This is a genomic window from Streptomyces hiroshimensis (assembly GCF_014650335.1).
Classification (GTDB): Bacteria; Actinomycetota; Actinomycetes; order Streptomycetales; family Streptomycetaceae; genus Streptomyces; species Streptomyces hiroshimensis.
In genome coordinates this window covers 63702-87155 of the sequence record NZ_BMUT01000014.1, presented here as the reverse complement: position 1 = coordinate 87155, position 23454 = coordinate 63702, and the positions used below count along the sequence as shown (strand labels likewise).

23 protein-coding genes are annotated in these 23454 nt (G+C 73.4%); 12 read left to right on the top strand and 11 right to left on the bottom strand.

Features of this window, described 5'->3' with window-relative positions:
* Positions 1-45: 45 nt before the first annotated feature.
* A complete protein-coding gene (locus tag IE241_RS27725; protein ID WP_190024591.1) occupies positions 46-615 on the top strand; it encodes a universal stress protein in 570 nt (189 codons plus the stop codon).
* Between the two features lie 65 nt (positions 616-680).
* Here IE241_RS27725 and IE241_RS27720 read toward each other — a convergent pair whose 3' ends face one another.
* The 4 genes from IE241_RS27720 to IE241_RS27705 form a co-directional block, all read right to left on the bottom strand.
* Positions 681-1727 (bottom strand): lytic polysaccharide monooxygenase, encoded by a 1047-nt coding sequence (locus IE241_RS27720; RefSeq protein WP_190024590.1) that lies wholly within the window; start codon positions 1725-1727, stop codon positions 681-683.
* 130 nt (positions 1728-1857) lie between these two features.
* Positions 1858-3309 carry a glycoside hydrolase family 18 protein gene (locus IE241_RS27715; RefSeq protein ID WP_190024589.1) on the bottom strand — a complete coding sequence of 484 codons (1452 nt, stop codon included), beginning with the start codon at positions 3307-3309 and terminating at the stop codon, positions 1858-1860.
* Between the two features lie 223 nt (positions 3310-3532).
* On the bottom strand, positions 3533-4933 hold the full coding sequence (locus tag IE241_RS27710; protein ID WP_190024588.1) for a sensor histidine kinase: 1401 nt from the start codon (positions 4931-4933) through the stop codon (positions 3533-3535).
* Positions 4930-5670: a response regulator transcription factor gene (locus tag IE241_RS27705; protein WP_190024587.1), complete on the bottom strand. Its 741-nt coding sequence runs from the start codon at positions 5668-5670 to the stop codon at positions 4930-4932. The genes IE241_RS27710 and IE241_RS27705 overlap by 4 nt, the downstream gene beginning before the upstream one ends.
* A 33-nt stretch (positions 5671-5703) precedes the next feature.
* On the opposite strand from IE241_RS27705, the gene IE241_RS27700 reads away from it, so the two are divergent.
* The 8 genes from IE241_RS27700 to IE241_RS27665 all read left to right on the top strand — a co-directional run bounded on the left by IE241_RS27700 (position 5704) and on the right by IE241_RS27665 (position 14359).
* The gene (locus IE241_RS27700; RefSeq protein WP_190024586.1) at positions 5704-6246 is read left to right on the top strand and encodes a hypothetical protein; all 543 of its coding nucleotides are present in this window, start codon (positions 5704-5706) and stop codon (positions 6244-6246) included.
* Between the two features lie 113 nt (positions 6247-6359).
* Complete coding sequence (locus IE241_RS27695; protein WP_190024585.1) at positions 6360-8540, top strand: FUSC family protein; 2181 nt, start codon at positions 6360-6362, stop codon at positions 8538-8540.
* A 137-nt stretch (positions 8541-8677) separates the two neighbouring features.
* Positions 8678-9466, top strand: coding sequence for an aminotransferase class IV (locus IE241_RS27690; RefSeq protein WP_190024584.1), 789 nt, complete (start codon positions 8678-8680; stop codon positions 9464-9466).
* A 135-nt stretch (positions 9467-9601) separates the two neighbouring features.
* Positions 9602-10168 (top strand): hypothetical protein, encoded by a 567-nt coding sequence (locus tag IE241_RS27685; RefSeq protein WP_190024583.1) that lies wholly within the window; start codon positions 9602-9604, stop codon positions 10166-10168.
* Between the two features lie 135 nt (positions 10169-10303).
* The gene (locus tag IE241_RS27680) at positions 10304-11149 is read left to right on the top strand and encodes an alpha/beta fold hydrolase (protein ID WP_190024582.1); all 846 of its coding nucleotides are present in this window, start codon (positions 10304-10306) and stop codon (positions 11147-11149) included.
* A gap of 84 nt (positions 11150-11233) precedes the next feature.
* The gene (locus tag IE241_RS27675) at positions 11234-11869 is read left to right on the top strand and encodes a CatB-related O-acetyltransferase (protein ID WP_190024581.1); all 636 of its coding nucleotides are present in this window, start codon (positions 11234-11236) and stop codon (positions 11867-11869) included.
* 73 nt (positions 11870-11942) lie between these two features.
* Positions 11943-12305: a trypco2 family protein gene (locus IE241_RS27670; RefSeq protein ID WP_190024580.1), complete on the top strand. Its 363-nt coding sequence runs from the start codon at positions 11943-11945 to the stop codon at positions 12303-12305.
* Positions 12302-14359: a trypsin-like peptidase domain-containing protein gene (locus IE241_RS27665; protein ID WP_190024579.1), complete on the top strand. Its 2058-nt coding sequence runs from the start codon at positions 12302-12304 to the stop codon at positions 14357-14359. Before IE241_RS27670 ends, IE241_RS27665 begins: the two co-directional genes overlap by 4 nt.
* On the opposite strand, the gene IE241_RS27660 is transcribed toward IE241_RS27665, so the two are convergent.
* Positions 14319-15437, bottom strand: coding sequence for a questin oxidase family protein (locus tag IE241_RS27660; protein ID WP_190024578.1), 1119 nt, complete (start codon positions 15435-15437; stop codon positions 14319-14321). The two genes, IE241_RS27665 and IE241_RS27660, sit on opposite strands and share 41 nt — an antisense overlap.
* A gap of 78 nt (positions 15438-15515) precedes the next feature.
* Here IE241_RS27660 and IE241_RS27655 point away from each other — a divergent pair, with 78 nt between their 5' ends.
* Positions 15516-16007: a MarR family winged helix-turn-helix transcriptional regulator gene (locus IE241_RS27655; protein ID WP_190024577.1), complete on the top strand. Its 492-nt coding sequence runs from the start codon at positions 15516-15518 to the stop codon at positions 16005-16007.
* Positions 16008-16046: 39 nt separating this feature from the next.
* On the opposite strand, the gene IE241_RS27650 is transcribed toward IE241_RS27655, so the two are convergent.
* Complete coding sequence (locus tag IE241_RS27650) at positions 16047-17597, bottom strand: hypothetical protein (protein ID WP_190024576.1); 1551 nt, start codon at positions 17595-17597, stop codon at positions 16047-16049.
* Positions 17598-17763: 166 nt separating this feature from the next.
* Between IE241_RS27650 and IE241_RS27645 the strand changes: the two genes are divergently transcribed.
* Positions 17764-18573, top strand: coding sequence for a hypothetical protein (locus IE241_RS27645; protein WP_190024575.1), 810 nt, complete (start codon positions 17764-17766; stop codon positions 18571-18573).
* 53 nt (positions 18574-18626) lie between these two features.
* Here the strand turns inward: IE241_RS27645 and IE241_RS27640 are convergent, their stop codons facing one another.
* Positions 18627-20168 (bottom strand): SDR family oxidoreductase, encoded by a 1542-nt coding sequence (locus IE241_RS27640; RefSeq protein WP_190024574.1) that lies wholly within the window; start codon positions 20166-20168, stop codon positions 18627-18629.
* 128 nt (positions 20169-20296) lie between these two features.
* Between IE241_RS27640 and IE241_RS27635 the strand changes: the two genes are divergently transcribed.
* Positions 20297-20683, top strand: a complete 387-nt coding sequence (locus tag IE241_RS27635) for a hypothetical protein (RefSeq protein WP_190024573.1) — start codon at positions 20297-20299, stop codon at positions 20681-20683.
* Positions 20684-20720: 37 nt separating this feature from the next.
* On the opposite strand, the gene IE241_RS27630 is transcribed toward IE241_RS27635, so the two are convergent.
* The 4 genes from IE241_RS27630 to IE241_RS27615 all read right to left on the bottom strand — a co-directional run bounded on the left by IE241_RS27630 (position 20721) and on the right by IE241_RS27615 (position 23388).
* Entirely contained in the window at positions 20721-21974 is a 1254-nt protein-coding gene (locus IE241_RS27630) for a DUF1266 domain-containing protein (protein ID WP_190024572.1), read from the bottom strand.
* A 98-nt stretch (positions 21975-22072) separates the two neighbouring features.
* Positions 22073-22465: a hypothetical protein gene (locus IE241_RS27625; protein WP_190024571.1), complete on the bottom strand. Its 393-nt coding sequence runs from the start codon at positions 22463-22465 to the stop codon at positions 22073-22075.
* 105 nt (positions 22466-22570) lie between these two features.
* Positions 22571-22969 carry a protein-tyrosine phosphatase family protein gene (locus IE241_RS27620; protein ID WP_229899893.1) on the bottom strand — a complete coding sequence of 133 codons (399 nt, stop codon included), beginning with the start codon at positions 22967-22969 and terminating at the stop codon, positions 22571-22573.
* Between the two features lie 38 nt (positions 22970-23007).
* The gene (locus IE241_RS27615) at positions 23008-23388 is read right to left on the bottom strand and encodes a MerR family transcriptional regulator (protein ID WP_190024657.1); all 381 of its coding nucleotides are present in this window, start codon (positions 23386-23388) and stop codon (positions 23008-23010) included.
* Between the last annotated feature and the right edge of the window lie 66 nt (positions 23389-23454).

Sequence of the window (23454 nt, the reverse complement as noted above, 5' to 3'; positions counted from 1 at the left end):
CAGCGGATCAGCGGATTCAGCGGAATCCCGAGGAAGGCGGATGGCATGTCCGGAACGGTGGAGCGCGTCGTGGTCGGCGTGGACGGTTCGGCAGGGAGTGTCGCCGCGCTGAGGCAGGGCGCGCAGGAGGCGGCCCGCCACGGCGCGGCCCTGTGCCCGGTGCTGGCCTGGTCGCCGCCGGGCGGGGAGGCGGCGGACGCCTTGCAGCCCGCGCCGGCCGACGTCCGTGCGCACTGGGAGGCACAGGCCCGCAGGGCTCTGGCGAAGACGTGCGAGAGGGCGCTCGGCGCCGCGCCTTTCCGCCTGCGGGTGGCCCCGCGGGTCATCCGCGCGCAGCCCGGACCGGCCCTGGTGGCCAGCGCCCGTCACGACACGGACATGCTGGTGCTCGGGGCGGGCAGCCACGGGCTGTGGCACCGCTTCCTCCACGGCTCGGTCAGCCGCCACTGCCTCCGGCACGCCCGCGGCCCCGTCATGGTCGTCCACCCCGGCGAGGCGGACGTGAAGGACGCCCGCGGGGCGGAGCGGCCGCCGCGGAGGCACGCTCCGGTCGTGGTGCCGGTCGGCCCGCCGGACGTATGGCTCCGGCGGACGGGCCCCGGGCGCGACGGCTGACCGCCGGGCGCCCGGGCGCCTGATCGCCCGGCCGACCGGCCGACCTGCCGACCTGCCGTCCGGTTTCAGGCGTGGTTGCGGGCCGAGCGTCGCCGCAGGGCCAGGAAGAGGGTGGCGGAACCGGCTGCCAGGACGCCGGCGCCCGTGACGGCCAGCACGGCCGTACGGTCGCCGCCGCCGGTCTCGGCAAGGCGCCCGCCCTGGGCGGCCGGGGCGTTGGCCGCCTTCACCGCGGACCCGGGCTCGTTCCCGGCACCGGGGTCCCCCGCTCCGGCGCCTCCGGCCCCGGCCCGGCCGTGCTCGCCGTGGCCGTCACCGCCGTCACCGCCGTCACCGCCGTGACCCCCGTGGTCGACCGTCGACTTCCCGGCCCCCTCGGCTATCTGCCGGTCGCTGGGAGCGGACGCGGCCGGTGCGGGGGCATCTGGTGCGGGGGCGTCCAGTTCAGGGGCGGCCAGTGCCTTCGTCCCCGCGCCCTTTCCGCCGAAGTCCACGTCCGAGCAGGTGTAGAAGGCCTCAGGGCTGTCCGAGCGCTGCCAGATGCTGTACACGAGGTGGCGGCCGGACTTCTTCGGGACGGTGCCGTCGAAGACGTAGCTCCCGTCCTTCAGCGTGGGGTCGGTGACCTTGGCGAACGGCTTGGCCTCCAGATCGGACCACTTCAGCGGCTTCCCGGGGTCGTAGCCGTCCTTCGTGAGGTACAGCTCGAACGTGCCGCGGTGCGGTGCGGTCGCCCGGTACCGGAAGGTGTGCTTGCCCGGGGCCAGCTTCGTGCCCGGCCAGTCGGCGCGCGGCAGATCCAGCCCCTTGTACTTGGCGCGGCCGGCGCTGCACAGCTTGCCGTCCGGGATGATCCGGCGGTGACGTCCGGCGGCGTCGCCGATGTTGACCTCGTTCCAGTCGTAGAGCGGCTGGGTGCCGCCCGCTGCGACCATCGCCTTGCAGGCGGCCGAGCGCGGATGTTCCGGCCCCTCCGCGAAACAGGCGGACACCCGGCTGACCGGGTCCGTCATGGAGCCGTGCGCCCCGGCCGGTGCGGCGGTCAGCACGGTGAGCGCGAGAGGGGCGGCGCCGAGCAGGGTCATCCGTACGGCCTTGTGACGCGTGCGCATGCGGGTCTCCTTGTGGGTGGTGAGGGGGTGGCCCCGCACGCCGGCCGTGAAGTGGGGGGTGCCGTGCGTGCGGGGCGGTGTGGGGGGTACCAGGGGAACGGGAAGTGCGTCAGCCCTTGCGGCCTGTGTGTCAGCCCTTGCGGGCGGCGAACGCCTTGGTGAAGGCGAGTTCGTCCTGCAGGACCGAGCTGCAGGTCGCGGACGCGGAGTTCTGCGCGCCGCCCGGGCACTGCTTGTCGCGCGCGGCGGACCACATCGACAGCCAGCCGATCCCCTTGGACCGGCCGAACGCGGCCAGCTGCGCCGCGTCGTCGGCCTTGAAGACCTCGGCGGACACGTCGTTGACACCGATCATCGGGGTGACCGCCACGGCCTTCCACGCGGCCTTGTCGCTCAGCCCCAGCACGCCCTTGACCTGCGCGTGCGTCGCAGTGGCGGCGTCGATCGCGTACTGCCCCATGTCGCCGTTGAAGGACGAACCGTAGTCCATCGCCATGATGTTGACCGCGGAGACGGACACGCCGTTCTTCTTCGCGTTCTCGACCAGGTTGACGCCGTCCTGGGTGAGGCCCGTGGGCATCACCGGGAGGGTGAAGGAGACGTCGAGACCGGGGTGCTTCTTCTGGAGCGTGGCGATCGCCTGGGCGCGCCGGGTGTTGGCGGCGGTGTCGGGCAGGGCCGCGCCCTCGATGTCGAAGTCCACCTTGGTGAGCTTGTACGCGTCCACGACCTTGCCGTACGCGGCGGCGAGTTCGTCGGCGGAGGAGCAGACGAGTCCCAGCTCGGAGCCGGCGGCGCCGCCGAAGGAGACCCGTACGTCGCCGCCCGCCTCCCGCAGCTTCCCGATCTGCCGGGCGACGGCGTCGCCCCCGAGGTCGGTGACGCCGCCCCACTTGGGCGTGCAGCCGCCTCCTGAGGTGACGAAGGCGAGGTTGAAGTTCCTGACGCCGGTCTTCTTGGCGGTGTCGAGGAGGTCGTAGGCGGGATAGAGGGAGGTGTCGACGTACGGGGCGAACGCGGCGCTCGCGCCTCCGGGGGCGGGCGAGGTTACGGTCGGCTGCGGTTGCGGCTGCGACTGTGTCGGGGCGGGCGTGGGGGTGGTGGGCCCGGTGGACCCCGTGGGCTGCGGGCCGGGGCTCTTGTCCACGGAACACTTCGCGCCGTTGATCCGGCAGTTGGCGGGGGCGTCGTCCGTACCGGCGCCGGTGCGGGCGGCGACGAAACCGACGGTCACGGACTTGCCGGGGGCGATGGTCGCGTTCCAGCCCTCCGGCTCGACGGTGACGCTGCGCCCGCTGACGGTGTGCTTGCCGTTCCACAGCGAGGTGATCTTCGTGCCGGCCGGGAGGTCGAAGGTGAGCTTCCAGCCCGGCAGGTCCTTGCCGGTGTCGTTGGTGAGGACGTACTGCCCGGTGTAGCCGCCCGACCAGGCGCCGGTCCGGGAGAAGGCCGCGCCGACCGAGGCGGCTTGCGCCGTGCCGGTGAGGGTGAACGCGGCGCCCGTCGCGATCGCCGCGGCGAGGCCGGCGCCGGCGAGCTTCGCCTTGCGGCTCACTCGTCGGCGGTGTGCGGAGGAACCCATCGCGTGCCTGCCTGTTCTGGGTTGGGGGGGGTGGGTACCTGCGGCACGCTAGCGAGAGCAAACCAGGCAAATCGCCGAATCGCCTTCCCGGGCCCACTCCTTATGGCGGGCTTAAGGAAGGCATCGGCGGGGGTTAATGAGGGGGGTGGCGCCGCAGGTCGGCCGACGGAGCCGGCGGGGCGGAGCCGGAAACGGAGGGCGGCGCGCGGGTCGGCGACCAGGCTCAACGGCGCGGCCGGCCGCGCCGTACCCGGCGGCGGCGCTCGCGGTGCCGGGAGCCGCCGCCGTCCGGCGAGAGCCACACCCGCACCTCCGTGCCGCCGAGCACCGACCGCCCGATCCGTACGTCACCGCCCGTCGACTCCGCGACGCGGCGCACGATGTCCAGGCCGAGGCCGGTGGAGCCGGGGCCGCCGTCGCCGTGGCCGCGGCGCAGTGCCGCGTCCGGGTCGGTGATGCCCGGGCCCGCGTCGGAGACGAGCACGATGACGGCGTCGTCGCTGTGGTGCACGTCCACTGCGAAGTCGGTGCCCTCGGGGGTGTGCCGGAAGACGTTGCCGAGCATCGCGTCCAGCGCGGCGGCGAGTTCGGGGCGGGCGACGGGGACGCGCACGGTCTCGTCGACGCCCGAGAGCCGGACCGTGCGCCCCTCGTCCTCGGCCAGCGCCGACCAGAAGTCCATCCGGTCGCGGATCACTTCGCAGGCGTCGCAGCCGAGCGTGGGCCGTTCCTTCTGCTCGCCCTGTTCGCGGGCCGCCCGGATCAGCTGGTCGACCTCGCGCTCCAGCTGGGCGACGGCGGCGCGGGTCTGCTCGGCGGCCGGGCCCTCGCCGAGCGATGCGGCGTTGAGGCGCAGGACGGTGAGGGGGGTGCGCAGGCGGTGGGAGAGGTCGGCGGCGAGTTCGCGTTCGTGGGAGAGGAGCTGCACGATCTTGTCGGCCATGGAGTTGAACGCGACGGCCGCGGCGCGCAGTTCGGCCGGCCCGTCCTCGCGCACGCGGACGCCCAGCTTGCCCTCCCCCAGTTCGACGGCGGCCTTCGCGAGCCGCTCCGCCGGGCGTACGAGGCGCAGTCCGAGGCGGTCCGCGGTGACGAGGGAGCCGGCGATCAGGCCGAGGCCCACGCCGGCGAGGATCACCCAGGAGGTGGTGACGCCGTTGCCGACGGCGCGGTGCGGCACGTAGACCTCGACCACCGCGAACTCGCCGGTGCTCAGGGCCGTCGGCTGCAGCAGGGCGTAGCCGCCGGGCACGGACGTGACGGCGGAGCGGCCGCGGCGGGCCGTCTCCACGGCGTGCGGGTCGGCCCGGCGGGGGCCGATGTCGTAGGCCTGGTGCCCCTCGCGCGCATCAGCGCCTTCCCCTTGCGGTACGCCGTCGCCGCCGGGTATGTGGACGGCCATCCGCCCGTCTCCGCCCGCCTGGGAGCTGGCGACCGCCCGTTCCAGCTGGTCGCGGTCGGTGGTGATGGCGAGCGCGGGCCGGATCTGGGCGGCCTGCCGTTCGGCGTCGGCGAAGGCGCGGTCGCGGGCCAGCTCCTTGACCACCAGGCCGAGCGGCACGGCGAAGGCCAGCACCACCATGACCGTGACGGCCAGCGAGACCCTGACGAGCGCCCATCTCACGGCTTCTCCGGAGACGCCGTCCCCGTCCCCGGGCCCGGCGGCGTCTCCGGGGGCTCCAGCTTCACGCCGACCCCGCGGACGGTGTGCAGGTAGCGGGGGCTGGCGGCGGTCTCGCCGAGCTTGCGGCGCAACCAGGACAGGTGCACGTCGATGGTCTGGTCGTCCCCGTAGGACTGCTGCCAGACCTCGGCGAGGAGTTCCTTGCGCGGGACGACGACGCCCGGGCGGCCGGCCAGGTAGGCCAGCAGGTCGAATTCACGGCGCGTCAGGTCCAGTGGGGCACCGTCCAGTTCCGCCTGCCGGCGCAAGGGGTCGACCGACAGGCCGCCGACCTGCAGCGCGGCGGACGGCGCGGGCTCTCCCGCCGGTCCGCCCCGGCCGGCCCGGCGCAGCACGGCGGCCATGCGCGCGGTCAAGTGCGCCACGGAGAACGGCTTGACCAGGTAGTCGTCGGCGCCGTCGGTGAGCAGCCGGATGATCTCCGCCTCGTCGTCGCGTGCGGTGGCCACGATGACGGGCACGTCGGTGATGCCGCGCAGCATCTTCAGGGCCTGGGCCCCGTCGAGGTCCGGCAGTCCCAGGTCGAGGATGACCAGGTCGAAGCCGACCTGTGCCACTTCGCGCAGCGCCTCGAGAGCGGTTCCGACGCTGCGGACGGTGTGCGAGGCCTCGGTCAGCTGCCGGATGAGGGCGGAGCGCACGAACGGGTCGTCCTCGACTACGAGCAGTCTTGCCATGGCCCGCACCGTACGCCATACGGGTGAGGCACCATGAGCCAGGTGAGACGAGGAATCATGCAGGCCCTGGCGTGGACGCTGGCGACCGCGGCCGCCATGGCGGTGTCCTGGTACGGGGTGCGCACCGTGCTGGCCGGCACGGCCTACGAGCCGCCGCGCGCGCTGCCGATCTCCGGCACGGCGGCGCCGGGAATAGGCGAACCGGCCTCCTCGACCCGCGCCCCGGGCCCACCGCCCTCCCCGTCACCGGCGGGCTCCGCAGCCCCGTCCGGAAAGCCGCAGGCGCCCACGTCCACGCCCGCACCGGGATCCGGGCCGGCGCAAAACCCCGAGGCCCAACCCCGCCCGGGCGACGGTGAAGTGAAGAGCTATCCGGTCCGGGGCGGCCGGGCGGTCTTCGACCTCGGCCGGAGCTCCGCCACGCTCGTCTCGGCGACGCCGGAGGAGGGGTGGCAGATGCGGGTGTGGAAGCAGAGCGCCTGGATCCGGGTGGACTTCATGGCCGGTACGAAGACGACGTCGGTGTTCGTCACCTGGAACGGCCACCCGCCGCAGGTCCAGACGGTGGAGAGCTGAGACGGGGACGAGGCCGGGGACGGGGACGGGGGCGGGGGCGGGGGCGGGGGCGGGGGCGGGGGCGACCGACCGTCCCGGTTGCGAAGGCGCGCAGCTCACCTAGGGTGACAGACGTGACCCGCCCACTCCGGTGGCTGCTGCAGCAGGACCAGGGGCCGGAGCACCTCCGGCGTGCCGCCTGGGCCACCGTCTCCGGGCTCACCGGCTTCTACGTCTTGCGCTACGGCTTCGGCGCACCCGGCACGGCCCTCTACGCCCTGTTCGGCTCGCTCCCGCTCGCGCTCTTCTCCCAGGTCCCGGGGCCTGCGCAGCAGCGGACGCGTACGGTGCTCGCGGTGCTGCCGGCCGCCTGGGTCCTGGTCACCGCGGGCACGCTGCTCGCGGCGCATTCGTGGAGCGCCGCCTGCGGCATGTTCGTGGTGGCCTTCACGACCTCGTACCTGGGGGTCGGCGGCCCGCACCTGGGCGGGCTGGCCTCCGCCTTCCAGCTGTACTACCTGCTCCCGTGCTTCCCGCCCTACGCCCCCGGGACGCTGGGGCAGCGGCTCGGCGGGCTCACCGTGGGAATCCTGCTGACCGCGCTCGTGGACCGGCTCCTGTGGCGCGACGAGCAGCCGGTCCCGTACCGGGTCCTCCTCGCCGACGCGGTGGACGCCATGGCCCGCTACTGCACCTCCGCCGGGCGTCTCCTGGCCGGTACGGGTCCCGGCGATACCGCGCAGCGGGACGCGGAGGCGGCCTACCGGGCGCTGCAGGCGACACTGCTGTCCCGGGTGGCCCCGGCGGAGCGTCCGACCTCCGCTTCGCTGTGCGACCGGGCCTGTTACGACGTCCGTGCGGCCGTGCGGCACGTACGCGCCCAGCTGGACCGGCTGCTCGTCGGCGCCCGGGGGCCCGACCCCGGCGCCGCGCACCTGCTGGACCGCACCGCGGCGGCCCTGCGGGGCGCCGGGCGGGTCCTGCGCTCCGGAACCCCGGGGCCGCGCGACGACACGCTGGCCACCGCCCTGTCCGCCTTCCGCGCCGAGCGGGCCCGGCGGCTCGCCGGTGTCACGGCCCTGCGGCTGCGGCAGGACTCGGTCGTCCAAGCGGCCGCCACGGGCGCGGTGCTGGCCGGGGAAGGTGCCCGGATCGCCTTCGGGGCACCGCTCGACGCCCGGTGGCGGCGGCCGGGCGGACCGTTCCCGTACGCCGCGCTGCACGCTCCCGCCCGATGGTGGCGGCGGCTGCGGCTGCACCTCACCCCGCGCTCGGTCCTCCTGCAGAACGCCTTGCGCCTCGCCTTCGCGCTGGCGGTGGCACGGCTGATCGTGGGCGCCCTGGACCTGCCGCACGGCTTCTGGGTGCTGCTGGCGATCATCAGCCTGATGCGCACCTCGGCCGCGGACACCCGGGGTGCCCTGCCGTCCGCGTTCCTCGGGGTGGCCGCCGGCGCGGCGCTCGCGACGCTGATGCTCGTCGTGGTGGGCGATACGCCCGCCTTCTACATCGCCGCGGCGCCCGTCGTGTTCCTGGTGGGCTTCAGCGTGGGCCCCGTGCTGGGCACCGCCTGGACACAGGCAGCGCTCACCCTCGTCCTCATCCTGCTCTTCACCCAGATCCTGCCCCCGGACCGGCAACTGCCCGCGGTGCGGCTCCTCGACGTGGTGATCGGAGGATCCCTGGGTGCCGCGGCCGCCCTGCTCGCGTGGCCCAAGGGAGCGGGAGGCGAACTGCGGCGCGCCGTCATGAACTTCATGGGCCGGGGCGCGGAGGCGTGCAAGACGGTGACCTTCCGGCTGTGCCACGACGCCGGCTACGGCTCCGGGCCGAGCCCGGGCCCGGGCCCGGGCCCGGGCCCGGCCACCACAGTTCAGCCGACGAGCGCAGTGCGGATCCGCTGCGCCCGGCCCGCAACGCGATGCTCCTCGCCCAAGCGGCCCACACCCAGTACCGGACGGAGCACGCCGGCCGGGACGAGACGGCGACTCCTCCGTGGGAGACGGCCATGCAGCCCGGTCACCACGCCGTCAGCGGCGGCGAACTGCTCCTCGCGTCCCGCCGGGACGGGGACGGCGCGGCCCTGCCGCCGGACGCGGCCGCCCTGCTCACGGCCCTGGCCGACCGTGTGGCGGCCGACTGCCTGCGGGCCGCCGAGGTCGTCCGCTCGGCGGGGACGGACGTGCCGGAACTCTCCGGGCCGTATCCGGCGGCGGAGTCGGCGCCGTTGCACTGTGCGGTGGCACAGGTGCAGTTGCAGACGCAAGGGCCGGAGCCGGGGCCTGAGCCGACGGTTGCCGCCACGGTGCTGCTGATCGCCGACACCGAGGCCTGGCTCACCGGGGTGGCGCACGACGCGGCCCGGGTCGTGCGCAGGGCCGCAGCCGCAGCCGCACGTTGAACGTGCCCCGGCTACGGGCAACGCCCTGACCTGCGACGTACGGTGGTCGCCATGAACGATCTTTCCACTCCGTACGTCGAGGTCGACGGCCGCGCCGTCGACGCCGATCCGCTGTTCCTCGCGCTGATGGGCGGCTACGGGCACATGACCGCCATGCAGATCCGCGACGGCCGGGTGCGCGGGCTGGACTTCCACCTCACCCGGCTGGACGCGGCCACCAAGGAGCTCTTCGGCGAGGGCCTCGACGGCGGGCTGGTCCGCGACCGGATCCGGCGTGCCCTCGGCGAGACGGGAGTGCGCGACGCATCGGCGCGGGTCTACGTGTACGCGCCGGAGCCGGGCGACAGGACCGTGACCGCGGTGATCCTGCGGCCCGCCGTGCCGGAACCCGGCCCGCAGAGGCTGCGCAGCGTCCCGTACGCGCGGCCCACCGCCCACCTCAAGCACGTGGGGGTCTTCGGGCAGGCGTACCACCTCAGGCGGGTGAAGGCGGAGGGCTTCGACGAGGCGCTGCTGGTGGAGCCCGACGGCTCGGTGGCGGAGGGCGCCATCACCAACGTGGGCTTCCTCGAAGGCGACACGGTGATCTGGCCCTCGGCCCCCGCCCTGGACGGCATCACCATGCTCGTACTGCAGCGGGAGCTGGACCGGGCGGGCGTGCCGTGGCGGCGGCAGCCGGTACGGCTCGACGAGGTGGCGCGCTTCGGCGCGGCGTTCGCCTGCAACTCCGTGGGCGTCTCCGCCGTGCCGTTGATCGACGACGTGCGGTTCCCGCCGGACCCGGAACCGGTGCGCATGCTGAAGCAGCTGTACGAGGCCGCGCCGTGGGATGTGATCTGACCGCAGCCGCCCGGGCGTACACGCCCCCACCTGCGGCGTATCCCCCGCGCCGATTGGATCTCGACCCGCTCCGTGGTGTAGAAATCCCCCTCGATCGATCATGATCACGTCATTTTTCACTACGGGGGATCAGAAATGGCTCACCTTCACACTCGGCGCCTCATCGGCGCCTTCGCCGTCGTGGCCGCGCTGAGCGCCCTCACCGCCTGCGGGCCCGAGGAGGACAACGCCGGCGGCCCCGGTGGCTCCGGCGCCTCCTCCCGGCCCTCGGCGAAGCCGAGCGCAGGCGGCGGCTCCGCGAGCAACGGCGGGGGCGGCTCCGCGGACAACGGCGGCGGCGACTGCGGGCAGCCGCCGAAGCTCCCGGCCGGCCACAAGATGGTCGAGATCGCCGTTCCGCCCTCCAAGGGCTCGATGTCCGCCAAGGACGCCAAGCCGGCCTGCACGCCGAACGACTGGATCTACCACGGCGAGGGCAAGGCGAACTACTACACCTTCTCCGAGAACGTGAAGGCGGAGCTGGCCACCGGCTCCGGCTCCACCAAGACGGTTCCCGTCGGGGAGCTCTGGATGCACGCCGGTGACTGCATGACGAACAGCTCCGCCGTGAAGTCGCCGTACAGCTGCTCGGGGAACATCTACGACATCACGGTCGACTCGGAGGGCAAGGTGAAGACCATCAAGGAGATCTGGCACCCCTGATCCCGGCCCGGACCCGGGGCGGGCCGTCAGGCCCCGCCCCGGGGCGGCAGTCGACGACGCTCCTGCAGCGCTTCCGTACAGTGCTTCCATAACGACTGTGCGTGCGAAGGGCAACCGTTCTCTCGGGAGGCTGTCGTGAGGAACGTCGCGTTACCGGCAGGTGTCATCGAGTACGACGAGATCGGATCGGGGCCACCGGTGGTCCTGCTCCACGGGCTGATCATGGACCACACCCTGTGGGACCGCGTGCTGCCGCTCCTCCCGCAGGGCTTCACCTACGTGCGCCCCGTCCTGCCGCTGGGAGCCCACCGGCAGCCGATGAAGCCGGACGCCGACCTCACCCTGCGCGGACTGGTCCGCCTGCTCGCCGACTTCCTCGACGCCCTCGGCCTCGACGGCGTCACCCTGGTGCACTCCGACTGGGGCGGGGGCCTGTTCCTGACCGCCCACGGCCTGGACCGGCGTATCGCCCGGCAGGTGATCCTCCCGTGCGAGGCCTTCGGCAACTTCCCGCCCGGGCTCCCCGGCAAGATGCTGACACTGACGGTCCGCCTGCCCGGCGGGCTCCGGTTCGCCGCCGGCGGGCTGCGGGTCGGTGCGCTCCGCCGACTGCCCATGATGTTCGGGCAGATGGGCCGGCGACCGCTGCCGGACGCTCTCGTCCACCGCTGGACCGAACCCCTCCTGAGCGACCCCCGCATCCGCCGCGACCTGCTCGCGTACTGCCGCGGACCGCTCGACAAGAAGGAACTCGTCCGCGACACCGAGGCGCTGCGCCGGTTCGCCGGGGACGCTCTCGTCCTGTGGTCACCCGACAACCGCGTGATGCCGCTCGAACACGGCCGCCGCCTGGCCGAGCTGCTCCCCGCGGGGCGCTATGCCGAAGTGCCCGGGGCGTACGTGCTGTCGCAGCTGGACGAGCCCGAGACCGTGGCCCGCGAGATCGGCCGCTTCCTCACGTCGCCGCCGTCCGCCCGGTAGCGCAGACCAGGCGGGCGCAGCCGGATCCAACGCTGCGATCATGGAACCGGATACCGGTACACCGCCTGTGAGGAATCGTTCGCCATGCCTGTTCCCGCCGACCCGACAGTGCTCCACCCCATGCCCGGCCAGCCGCGAGTGGTGCTGCTCAAACCGCTGGTGACGTCCCCCTTGATCGAGGTCGGGGAGTACTCCTACTACGACGATCCGGACGACCCGACCGCGTTCGAGACGCGCAACGTGCTCTACCACTACGGGCCGGAGAAGCTCGTCATCGGCAAGTTCTGTGCACTGGGCACGGGGGTGCGGTTCATCATGAACGGCGCCAACCACCGCATGGACGGCCCGTCGACCTTCCCCTTCCCCACCATGGGCGGTTCGTGGTCCGAGCACTTCGACCTGCTCACCGGCCTGCCGGGCCGCGGCGACACCGTCGTCGGCAACGACGTCTGGTTCGGCCACGGCACGACGGTCATGCCCGGCGTGCGGATCGGACACGGTGCGATCATCGGCTCGGGCTCCGTCGTCACCTCGGACGTGCCCGACTACGGGATCGTCGGCGGCAACCCCGCCCGCCTCATCCGCACCCGCTACAGCGACGAGGACGTCGCCCGGCTCCTGGCCGTGGCCTGGTGGGACTGGCCTGCGGAGCTCATCACCGAGCACGTGCGGACCATCATGTCGGGCAGCATCGCCGACCTCGAAACCGCCGCCCCCTGATTTACCCTGGGGCAGCAGAGTTTCGAGGCGTGAACAGACACGTGAACAGACACGTGAACAGCTGCGTGAACCGATGCGCGAACAACAGCACGAGGGGGATGCGTTGGGGTCCGGGGACATGGAGCTCGCCGCGGCGGTACAGGCCGTGCGCGACGAGCTGATGAGTGCGGCCGCTCAAGGCGCCGGGAGCGACATCACCTTCAAGGTGGGGCCGATCGCGCTGGAGTTCACCGTCGAGCTGCGGAAGGACGCCCGCGCGCGAGGCGGCATCCGCGCGTTCGTCGTCTCCGGGGAGACCGACGCCGGAGTGAGCCGCACGCGCACGCACCGCGTGTCGCTCACCCTGGAGCCCGTCCGGGCCGACGGGGATCCGGTGCTCATCTCCGCCGACGACGAGGGTGACGTGTCCGGTCTCGCCGGTGTCGGCACGCCGTGAGCGGCGCCTTACGCGCCGGCCGGCCGATGGGTCCCGAGCACAGCCGCGTCGCCGCCGTGCAGATCACCGGCAGCCGGGGCAGCGGCTATCTCCTGACCCCGCGGCTGGTTCTCACCGCCGCCCACGTCGTCAAGGACGAACGCCGGGCGCGGGTGGCGGTGGTGGGCGGCACGGGCAGCCACGGCGCCGAGGTGGCGTGGCGCGGGGAGGGGGCCTGCGATGCCGCCCTGCTCGTCTCCGGCCAGGACCTCGTCCGGCCGGAGACGGCCGGCCGTCTGTCCCCGGTGCACTGGGCGAGGCTGACGGACGACTCCCCCCTCGGCGGCTGCCAGGCCATGGGCTTCCCCCGTGCGCAGCAGAACAGGACACGGGGCGTGGACATCGAGCACATCGAGTGCGCGCTGCGCCCCGGCTCGGGCATCGTCCGCAACCGGTACGTCCTGGACGTCAAGGACGTCTCGCCGGAGCTCGCGAGCGGCGATTCGCCGTGGGAGGGCATGTCGGGCGCCGCGCTCTTCGCCCACGGGCTCCTGCTGGGCGTCGTGGCGGAGGCTCCCCGCAACTGGCGGCACCAGCGGCTGGAGGCGGTCAAGAGCAGGACGCTGCTCGACGACGCGGCCTTCGTCGACGCCTTCACCCGCCATGCGGGGACCGCGCCGCTCGTCACCGGACTGTCGTCGGCCACGCGGGCGAGGAAGCCGCTCGCACTGGCCGGTTCGCTGCACTCGGCGCCGCGGGATCTGGCGGCGACCGTCCGTACGCACTGGGCCGCCGCCCGGCAGCAGTTCTTCGACCGCATGGGCACACCCTCCGAACCCACCGACGGATGGCGCGATCTGCTGGCGTGGCTGCAGCGGTTCGACGACCCCTTCACCGACGACGTCGAGGGCCGGCGCACCCTGATCGACCGGTGGCTGACACACCCGGACGTGACGCCCGACCTGAAGGTCCTGCGCCTGCTGGGCTGGCTCGACCCGGACGGGGAGGCGGCCTGGAAGGGCACTCGCGTGACCATGGAATCGCTGGCCACGGCATGCCTGCAGGGCCGTCTGGACACCGAGGGCCCGGCAGCGGGGATCTACCGCGACCTGTGTGCGGGCGGACTGCTGGACGCCCTGGCCGCCTTCACCGACCTGCGCGGCCTCGGCGGGACGCAGGAGGCATGGGACGACACCTGGCAAGCCTGGCAGGAGGTGGCCGGGGCGGCCGGCCTGCCGGACGCTGCCCGGGAGTGGGCCGGCGACGGCGCACGCGGCTTGCTGCTCGCAGCGCTTCTGCCCGATCCTCTCGCCGGGGAGCGGATCCGCACCGCCCTCGGACGCGTGATGCCGCCCGCCCCCGGAAGGGTCGGCTGGTACGACCGGTTGTGCGCGCAGGGCGGCGATCCGGACTCCCCCGTCGGGCTGCTCGTGCGCAGCGACTTCGCCGCGTTCGCCGCAGCCGATGCGCAACAGCTGGCACAGCAGGCGGCACGTGAAGCGGAAGCCCGTGCCGTCGCGGCCGCCCATGCCGAATACGAGCGTCAGTGGATCGTCTACGAAGCCGCGCGGTGCACACCCGCCGCCCGGCTGGGGGCAGCCGCCCGCGTCACGCTCTGGCTGGGGGCCTGGGGCGTGGTGACGGTCCCTGCGGCCTGGCTCGTGTGGGGCTGGACGTGGCCGTCCATGGCCGCGACGGTCTCCTGGCACCTGCCCGGGCTGACCCTGGCGGCCTACGCAGCCCGCCTGCCGAAGGCCGTGCGGCTGGGTGCCGCCTATCAGCCGCCCCTCCGGAGCCCGCGCAGGTGGCTCCCCGCCGGCCTCGCGGGCATCCGGGGAGGCCTGCCGAAGCCGGCCTTCGTGTTCGGTGCGGTCCTGGTCGCCGGGGTACTGCTGCACGACGTCGGCCTGCCCCTGACGACCCTCTTCTTCGTGTGCCTGTCCATCGTGGTGTTCCGGTACGCCGGTCGCGACGAGGGCGAGGCGTCGTCGGCACTGCGCGGCTGGGACGACGAGCACCGGGCCCTCGCCGGCGTCAGACCCGCCGGATCGCGCCGCCGTCGTCCAGGCGGGTGATGCGGCGCTGCGCGGCGTAGGCGGCGGCCGGGTAGCGCGGGTCGGGGCGCAGCGCGTACTCGCGCAGGCACGCCTCGGTGAACTTGATGACGTGTTCGTCGCCGTGTTCGGCGGCCCGGGCGCCCAGTTCGTCCAGCGGGGGCAGATCCCGCGCCTCCGCCCGCCAGGCCTCCGTGCCCTCCTCGCGCCGGTCGGTGGTGAAGACCAGCAGGAAGGCCGTGTGCACCTGCCAGAGCCGGGCCAGCGTCGGTTCGTACAGCTCGTGCGGCAGGTGCGGAAGCACGATGCGGGCGGCGGCGGGGGCGGTCACGCCGTGGATCAGCGGGACCGGGAAGACCTCGGGGTGGCCGAGGTAGACGTCGGCGAACTGGGCCGTCATCTCGCTCAGCAGCCGGGGCGCCTGCTCCGGGGCCAGCCGGCCCAGCGACTCGTCGTAGCCGGGCAGTTGGGCGAGCGACTCCAGGCGCCGGCGGGCGGCATCCGGGCCCATCTGGCCGTCCGGGGCCACGCGGGGCAGGGCTGCGACCGCGGCGGGCAGGTCGTGGGATCCGGCGAGCCGCGGCCGGCCGGGGAGCTCGGCGTACCGGGCGGCCCAGTACGCCAGGCCGCGGGCCAGCTCGTTCAGCTGAAGAGGTGACGGCTTGTCGGCGGCCGCGTACAGGCCGCGGACGGCGTGGGCGGTGCGGATGAGCCCGTGGGTGAGGCCGGCGAACAGGCCCGGGATCAGGCGGGGCCACCAGCGGACGAGGACCTCGCGCCAGTGCGCCTCGGCCAGTTCGCGGACGAAGAGCCGCTCCCAGTCGCCCGCCCGGTCGAAGGCCCCGAGGGCGGGGCGCCACGAGGACTCGTCCGCGGGGTCCAGGGCGAAACGGGCGGCCGGGGGCTCGTGGTGCTCCATCGCCTTCCGGTAGCGCACCACCCAGCGGGCGACCTCGTCCTCCTGCCCGAGCAGGGCGAGCGCCTCGGCGCCCATCGGGCCGTGGTTGGCGAGGTCGGCGCCCTGCCCGCGCTCGTACCCGAGGTCGTCCATCCGTTCAAGAGCATCGTTGAGCGCATCGCTGTAGCTGATCGACGTCATGGTGAGACCCTTCGGCTAACTTCGATTAACTTCGACTATCCAAACAGTTTGGAGATCAAAACCATATACACTCGTAGTATGCAGCACACCCCAGAATCCGGGAAGCCCTCACGGAAGCCGACACCGGCCGAGCTCGAAGTCGTCGGCCTGGTACCGCTGTTGGAGCCGTTCTACCGCGGCGCGGTGGTACGGGGCCTGATGCCGGCACCACTGCGCGAGGCAATGGAGACCCATGGACTGACACCCCGTCACGGCGCTGTCCTGCCCCAGCTGCTGGCCGGGCCGCCGCTGACGGTCAGTGAGATCGCCCGGCGGCTCCAGGTCTCGCTGCCCACCGCCAGCGACCTGGTCGGCGGCCTGAGCCGGGCCGGGATCGTGGAACGGGCCGAGGACCCGGCCAACCGCCGGCGTGTCCTGGTGTCCCTGGCCGAGGAGTTCCGTCCGCCGCTCGAAACCTTCATCGTCCGGCGGACCGAGCCGCTGCTGCGCGCCCTGGACGGGCTGACACCCGACGAGCGGGCGGGGTTCGTGGCGGGGCTCACCGCCTGGGTCCGCGAAGTGCAGAGCTGAGGGGTGGAGAGCCAGGGGTGGAGAGCCAGGGGTAGAGAGCTAGGGCCGTTCGAGTACGAGGATCCGTCCCTCCGCCGTTCCGATGAACACGCCCCCGCCCGGTGCGGCGCTCAGGCTCCGCGGAGTGAAGTCGTGCCCGTCCACGGCGGTGGGCTGACGGGCTGTCACCTCGCCGTCGGCCGGGCGCAAGGTCAGCAGTTCCTTCGCACCGGTCACGACGTGGAGAAGCCCGCCGCCTGCGTCCACCGCCCTGACCTCGGCGTCCGTGCGGTGCGCCCACACCACCTCACCGTGGGGGAACGCACGGCGGAGCAGCAACGACCCTTCCGTGGTGGCCACGGCATGCACGATCCCCGGCCCCAGGGCGTCCCGGACGTACACCCCGGGCCCACCGCCGACCGGTCCCGCTGGGCACTCCTCCCACCGCAGCGGGAACAGGTTCTCGACGCCCTTGGGTGAGGCCTCCACCACCCACTTCTCCGGGCTCGGCCCGTCACCGGCGCCTTGCAGGAAGAGCAGGTGCGGGCAGCGGCGGATGTCGAACGCGGACGAGGCGTCGTACTCCCCCAGCGCCACCGTGCCCAGCTGTCGTCCCGCAGGCGTGAACACCGGTGCTCCGGAGGGCGGCTCACGGTCCAGCCGGTACCGGTCACGCGCGTCACGGGCCGCCCACGCACCGTCGGCCCGTGCGGAGAGCCTGGCCGGGAAGTCGAGACAGCGCTCGGCGATGACCGTGCCGTCCGCGAGGTCGATCCGCTGGAGAAGCGTCCGCCTGTGGGAGCTGTCACCGAGGAGAACGACGGTCCATGCCGTGTGTTCGTCCGGCGCCACGTACACCTGGCAGCCGGGCTGGTCGAAGGTGCCCTCGGGCACGGGCACGGACCACAGCAGGGAGCCCGTGGGCGACCAGCACTCCAGCAGGCTCGTGCGGAGCAGGCTGCAGATCACCCGGCCGTCCCGCAGCGCCTCCACCGCCATGACGTCGTCGCGGTACGTCCAGGTCATCCCCGCCTCGGCGGCCAGGGCGGCGAGATGGTCGCCCGGCCGGTAGCCGGGGTCGAGCGGCGGGCCCCAGTCCACGTCCTCGGCCGCCACGGCCTCCCGCACCCCGAGGTCGATCTCTCCGGCCTCGACACCCGGCCACACGTCGCGCTCGATGACGCATTGCGCGTAGCCGTCCTCGCCGTCCCGCTCGTAGGAGAGGTCCGGCAGGGAGAAGGTCACCTTGAGCCTGCGCTCGTCGAGCCAGCGCACCCCCGTGATCCCCGCGCCGGTGACGGGGACGGAGACGCGGCGCCGCGTGTGCGGCTCGTAGAGGAACAGGCCGCCCACGCGGTCCTCCTCCTCGCCCCATTCGGTGACCAGGGCGAGCAGAGGGAGGACGGGATGGAAGGAGAAGGCCTCCACGTCGTGGTCGACCTCCACGAGGTCCCACAGGGAGAAGTCGCTCTTCCGGTAGACGGCCACCCGCGGCCCGCCGCCCGGTCCCTCCCCGGAGGCCTTGGCGGCCAGCCAGACGCCGTCGGCGCTCACCCCGGCCCAGTACGGCCAGCCGGCTTCGAGAAAGGGTCGGTCAGGTATCGCGCGCATCCCGGCATTCTCGGTGACGCAGGGAGCGGCCGGTGCAACCAGGCGGTTCCGGACGGCCACCAGAGGGAACAAGCCACCCCTAACGGACTTCTCTCCTCCTCTGCGGAGGGGCCGGGATCCTTGAACGGTTCCGGTCACCGGACTGGCCGCAGGGACGGGGAGCCGCATGATCAGGTGGAGGAAATCGCCGGACGAGGAGCCGCTGAGGAAGCTCGGAGAGGCCATAGCCGGCTTGCAGAGCGAGATGAGCAGGGCTCTCCGGGACGGCTTTCAGGAACTGCGCCGGCAGAACGGCGAGCTGCGTCAGGAACTCGGCGGCGGTCTGGGCGGCAGGCTGGGTGAGCTGCACGAAGAGCTGCGCGAGCTGCGGGGCGCGTTGAGCCTGGTGCGCGAGGACGTCGCCGCGACCCGCCGGGAGAACGAGGCGCTGCGGCAGGAGCTGCGGGCCGCCTGCCGGGAGGCCGCCGAAGGCCGCACCGGGCCGCGCAAGGCCGGACGGACAACCCGGAATGCTCTCCTCGCCCCTCCGGCGCACGCAGCGGCGGAAGCCGGCCCGGCCGCGGAACCGGAGGCCGATGAGGCCACGCCCGGGCAACGGCTGGAAAGGGCCGCGGGCGTCGGCGCCGCGGAGCTGGTGTGCCACCGCGACAGCTGGGCGTTCATCGTGGAGCAGGCCGCACGGAACGCCCACTTCAGGGTTCCCGGCGAGGTCTCGGCCGGGGACGACGGCCGGACACGCGTCATCGTGTCCGGGCGCAGTCTGATGGCGATCCTCACCGCCCTGGACGCCGTCAGGCATCAGGGCCCCGGCGGTGATCCCGGCGACTGCGCGCTGGCCACGAAGTTCTACGAGCGCATCGCCGAGGTCGTGGACACCGTCCGCCCGGACGGCGGCGAAGGCGAGGGACAGGCGGCGCGGGGCCGGGAGCGGCAGCGGACGGTGATCGTCATCGACGACCGCCCCGGCCCGCCGTGACGGGCACGCGGAGCTCGTAGCCGCTCCGCCGGCCGGCCCGGGCTCTTCACGGCTCACTCCAGCCCGGGCCGGGCCGCTTCCTGCAGGGCACGCCGTGTGATGTTGCGGGCCATGCCGCCGAAGACGAGCGCGTGGAAGGGGGCCACGCTCCACCAGTAGGCGTGCCCGGCCAGCCCGTGGGGACGGAAGAGGGCCCGCTGCCGGTACGTGGAGCGCGAGGGCCCCTCGGGCGTGACGGTCAGTTCCAGCCAGGCGCGGCCGGGCAGCCGCATCTCCGCCCGCAGCCGCAGCACGTGGCCGTGTTCGATCTCCTCCACGCGCCAGAAGTCCAGCGAGTCGCCCAGGCGCAGCGCGTACGGGTCGCGCCGGCCGCGGCGCAGGCCCACTCCGCCGGCCAGCCGGTCGAGCAGGCCGCGCAGGGACCAGGCCAGGGGGAAGGAGTACCACCCGTTCTCGCCGCCGATGCCCTCGACGACGCGCCACAGCTCGCGCGCCGGGGCCTCGATGTGCGCCTCGCGGCGGTCCTCGTAGAGCGTGCCGCCCGACCACGCCGGGTCCGAGGGCAGCGGGTCGCTGGGGGCGCCGGGCAGGGAGGCGGAGGACCAGTGGGTGGCCACGTCCGTGTCGCGCACCCGCTTGAGGGCGAGGCGTACCGCTTCGTCGAACCCGATCAGGCCCTCGGGAGGGCCGGGGGCGTAGCGGGCGAAGTCGTTTTCGCGGCAGACGACTTCGTGGCGCAGGGACTCCACCAGCGGGCGGGCGATCGAGGCGGGGACCGGGGTCACGAGGCCGACCCAGAGGCTGGACAGGCCGGGGGTCAGGACGGGCACCGGCACGATGAGCCGCCGCGGCAGGCGGGCCACGGCGGCGTAGCGCAGCATCATCTGCCGGTAGGTCAGCACGTCCGGGCCGCCGATGTCGAAGCCGCGGTTGACGTCCGGCGGGAGCCGGGCGGCGGCGAGGAGGCAGCGCAGCACGTCCCGCACGGCGACGGGCTGGATGCGGGTGGCGACCCAGCTGGGGGTGACCATCACGGGCAGCCGCTCGGTGAGGTAGCGCAGCATCTCGAAGGAGGCCGAGCCGGAGCCGATGATGACGGCCGCCCGCAGCTGCGCGGTGGGCACTCCGCTGTTCAGCAGGATGCGTCCGACTTCGGAGCGGGAGCGCAGGTGGGGCGAGAGGTCGCGCTCGGCGACCTGCCGCGGGGCGAGCCCGCCGAGGTAGACGATCCTGCCCACCCCGGCCTTCTTCGCCGCCCTGCCCACCGCGAGGGCCGCCCGGCGGTCGGTCTCCTCGAAGTCCGCTCCGGTGCCGAGCGCGTGCACCAGGTAGTAGAGGACGTCGACGCCCTCGCAGGGGCCGTCGAGGGTGTCCGGGCGGGTGACGTCGCCCTGGACGGCCTCGATGCGGCCGGCCCACGGCTGGTCGCGCAGCCGCCGGGGGTCGCGCACCAGGCAGCGCACCCGGTATCCGGCACCGAGCAGCACCGGCACCAGCCGGCCCCCGATGTAGCCCGTGGCCCCCGCGACCAGCACCAGCGGCGGCGGCCCGGTGCCGCCGACAGGCCGGGCGAGCCCCTGCGGCGTCGTCTCCATACCCTCACGCTCTCCCGGAAGGGCCGTGCCGCGCAGGTGAAGCTGGGCCTTCCGGGTGTCTGCGGGGCGAGCGGCCCGGAGGGCACATGTGATCATGGTGCATGTTCTTCGTTTTCATCATTCCGACGATGGTGATCCTTGCGGCGGCCCTCATCCACCTGGCCGTGCACGCCGCACGGCGGCTCCGGGGCGGGCACCGGCCCCGTCTGGCGAGCCCCAAACCGCTGGCTCTGGTGTCCTTGGCGGCGCTGAGCTCCGCGTTCCTGATCTTCAGCTACGCGGAGGGCACGTACTCGCCCGGGCTCTGGGGAGACAAGACCTGCATGTTCACCATGGGCGACAGGGACCACCCGGACTCCTCCAGCCTCTTCCCGCTCAGCACGGTCTGCAACGGCGTGGAGATCGTCCCGGCCTGGGTCAACCCCACGCTCGTGGCCCTGACCGCCCTGGCGGCGGCGACCCTCGTGGCCGTGCCCTTCGCCTACGTGGTGCGCCGCCGTACCGTCAGCCCTTGAGTCAGTCCATGAGCCAGCCCTTGGGCCAGTCCTTGGGTCAGTCCTTGAAGGGCACCGTCCGCCACGGGCTCTCCGGGTCCGTGGTCAGCGCCAGGTGGGCGTCGAGGACCGTCGTGTACCAGGGGCCGAACTCCTCCTCGTCGAAGTGCAGGCACCGGCCCAGGACGTAACCGGCCGAGAACTCCTCCCACGAGTCGTACGCGGCCCGCGCCTCCCCGGACGCGCGCTCGATCGCCGCGTGCATCTCGGCCTCCGTGGCATACCGCGCGCCGCGGCCCCAGCGGGCCATCTTGGAGGCGCGGCCTATGTCCCAGGCGGCGATCGTGTCCACGAAGCCGTCGGGCGGCAGGAGTCCGTCGGCGCGGAAGCGGGCCTCGTAGCGCAGCACCTCGCCCACCAGGGCGCGCAGGTGCGCCACGAAACCGGCGAACTCGGCGTCGCCGTCCCCGGCGTTCCCGGACTCCTGCGCGCGGACACGCAGCGTCGTCTCCACGGTGTCGCGCCACTCCCCCGGATCGACGCGGCCGCCCCGCGCGCGGGCCAGCGCGGTGCGCGCCCCCAGGACGAAGTCCCAGTACCAGGGGCTCACTTCCCGGTCGAGGAGCCGCTCCTGCACCGAGAGCCAGTCCTCGCGGCCGTGCACGCCCCAGCTGTCGGCGATCCGCTCCACCTCGCCGCGGTAGCCCATGCCGTGCCAGTGCAGGGTGTTCCACGCGTCGCCGTTGGCGTAGCACAGGTGCGCCCCGCAGGCCAGGCCGTGCAGCAGCGGGCCGGGCGCGGGGGCGCCGGTGCGCCGGGTCGTCACACGGTCCATCAGCGCGTCGGACGAGAACAGTTCGTGGTGCAGGTCCAGCCACACCTCGCGCTCGTCGTCGCTGATCAGGAAGTACTGCTCGCAGGGCGTCGCCGCGTTGACGGCGAGGACGCCCACGTCCTCGGGGACGATCTGCGCGAGCGCGCCGAGGGTCGCGTACTCGTAGACGAGGAACGGGTGCGGCCGCGGCAGCAGGCCGGGGGTGTAAACCTGCGCCGCGGTGTGCCCGTCGGGGGTCTCGATGGTCAGCATGGGGTGCTCGTCCTCGCCGGCGGCCTGCGCCTGGTCGAGTCGCACCGGGTAGTACACGCCCTCGATGGCGAGCGTGCGGAGGTACGCGTACGCGTTGTCCGCCCGGCTCAGCTTGTACAGGTACTGCTCCAGATCGGTGGGCGCCTGCCAGCGTGAGCCGTCCTGCGGTGCCGGGACGAGCGGGAAGAACTCGTCGTGCGCCTCGTCCTGGGCTGCCGCGTGCATGGGACTGCTCCTCGTCGTTTTCGTTCCGGTCCGGGCCTGGTTCCGGCCGGGATCGCCTGTGTACGGTAGCGGCGGTCCCGCCACGGCACGGATCCGGGTCAGGCCGTGATGCGGCCGAGGATCAGCATCACCGTCAGCAGGAGCGCCAGCGCCCCCAGTCCGTAGGCGCCCACCCGGGCGCCGCCCCGGGGAAGGAAGATGCCGGCCACCGTCCCCAGCGTGACGAGCGGCACCAGGCCCCACACGGCGGCGAACACCCCGTCGAAGCGCAGCGGACCGCGGATGCCGTCCTGGCAGGAGTCGCAGGCGATGGCGAGCAGCGGTCCCAGCACACCGGCGAAGGCACCGAAGGCGATGACGGCCGCCGCGACGACGACCAGCCAGACCCAGTCGGCGGCGGTACGCCGCGGGGGCACGGCCGGGCGGATCGGGCCGGGGGCGGAGGGCGGGGTGGAAGCGGGGGTGTCGGACGCGGTGCTGGTGTTCTCCATGTGACAGACGCTACGAACCGCGCCCACCGGCGGACATCCGTCTCCGTACTCAGATCGGGCCGGTCCGGGACGTGAGTACGCGCTGCCGCCTGGCGCTCAGGGCCGTCACGCGGTGAAGCGGCGCACGTAGCGTTTCTGCCAGGGGGTTTCGACGGCGTGCCGGTCGTAGTGACGGCGTACGAAGTCCACGGCCTCACCGGCGGAGACCCCGTCCAGGACGGCGAGACAGGCCAGGGCCGTGCCGGTCCGGCCCCGGCCGCCGCCGCAGGCGATCTCGACGCGCTCGGCCGCGGATCGCGTCCACGCCTCGCGGAAGGCGGCACGGGCGTCCGCAGGATCACTGGGCAGCCGGAAGTCGGGCCAGCGCAGCCACCTGGTCTCCCACGGGACCTCGGGGGGCTGCTTTCCGAGCAGGTACACCGCGAAGGAGGGAGCCGGGCCGCCGGGCAGGGGCCGGCGCAGTCCACGACCCCTGACGAGGCGTCCGGAAGGCAGTTGCAGCACGCCGGCGTCCCCGGCGGTCCACGTCCCGGGCGCGTATGTCACGCTGCCACGTCCGGCCGGCGGTTGGTGCGCACGGTGTCCAAGTACTCGGACACCGCGTTCCTGTTGCGGATCAGGCACTCGATGCGCTCGGTCATGCGGTCGCGTTCGAGTTCGAGGGTGGCGAGCATCTCCGGTGTCGCGTCGGGGAAGTGGATGACGCGGGGCTTGTCCAGGCACGGGAGGATCTGCTTGATGATGCGCGTGGGCAGCCCGGCGTCGAGCAGCCCCCTGATCTGCAGGACGCGGTCCGCGAGGCGCTCGTCGTAGTGGCGGTAGCCGTTCGGGGAGCGCTCGGAGACGATCAGCCCCTGCTCCTCGTAGTAGCGCAGCAGCCGGCGGGACGTGCCGGTGCGTTCCGACAGCTCTCCGATCCGCATCATTCACCCTCGCAGTCCGTCGAGTTGACCCCTGACACACGTGTGACGGTTCGAGCATAACGGAGA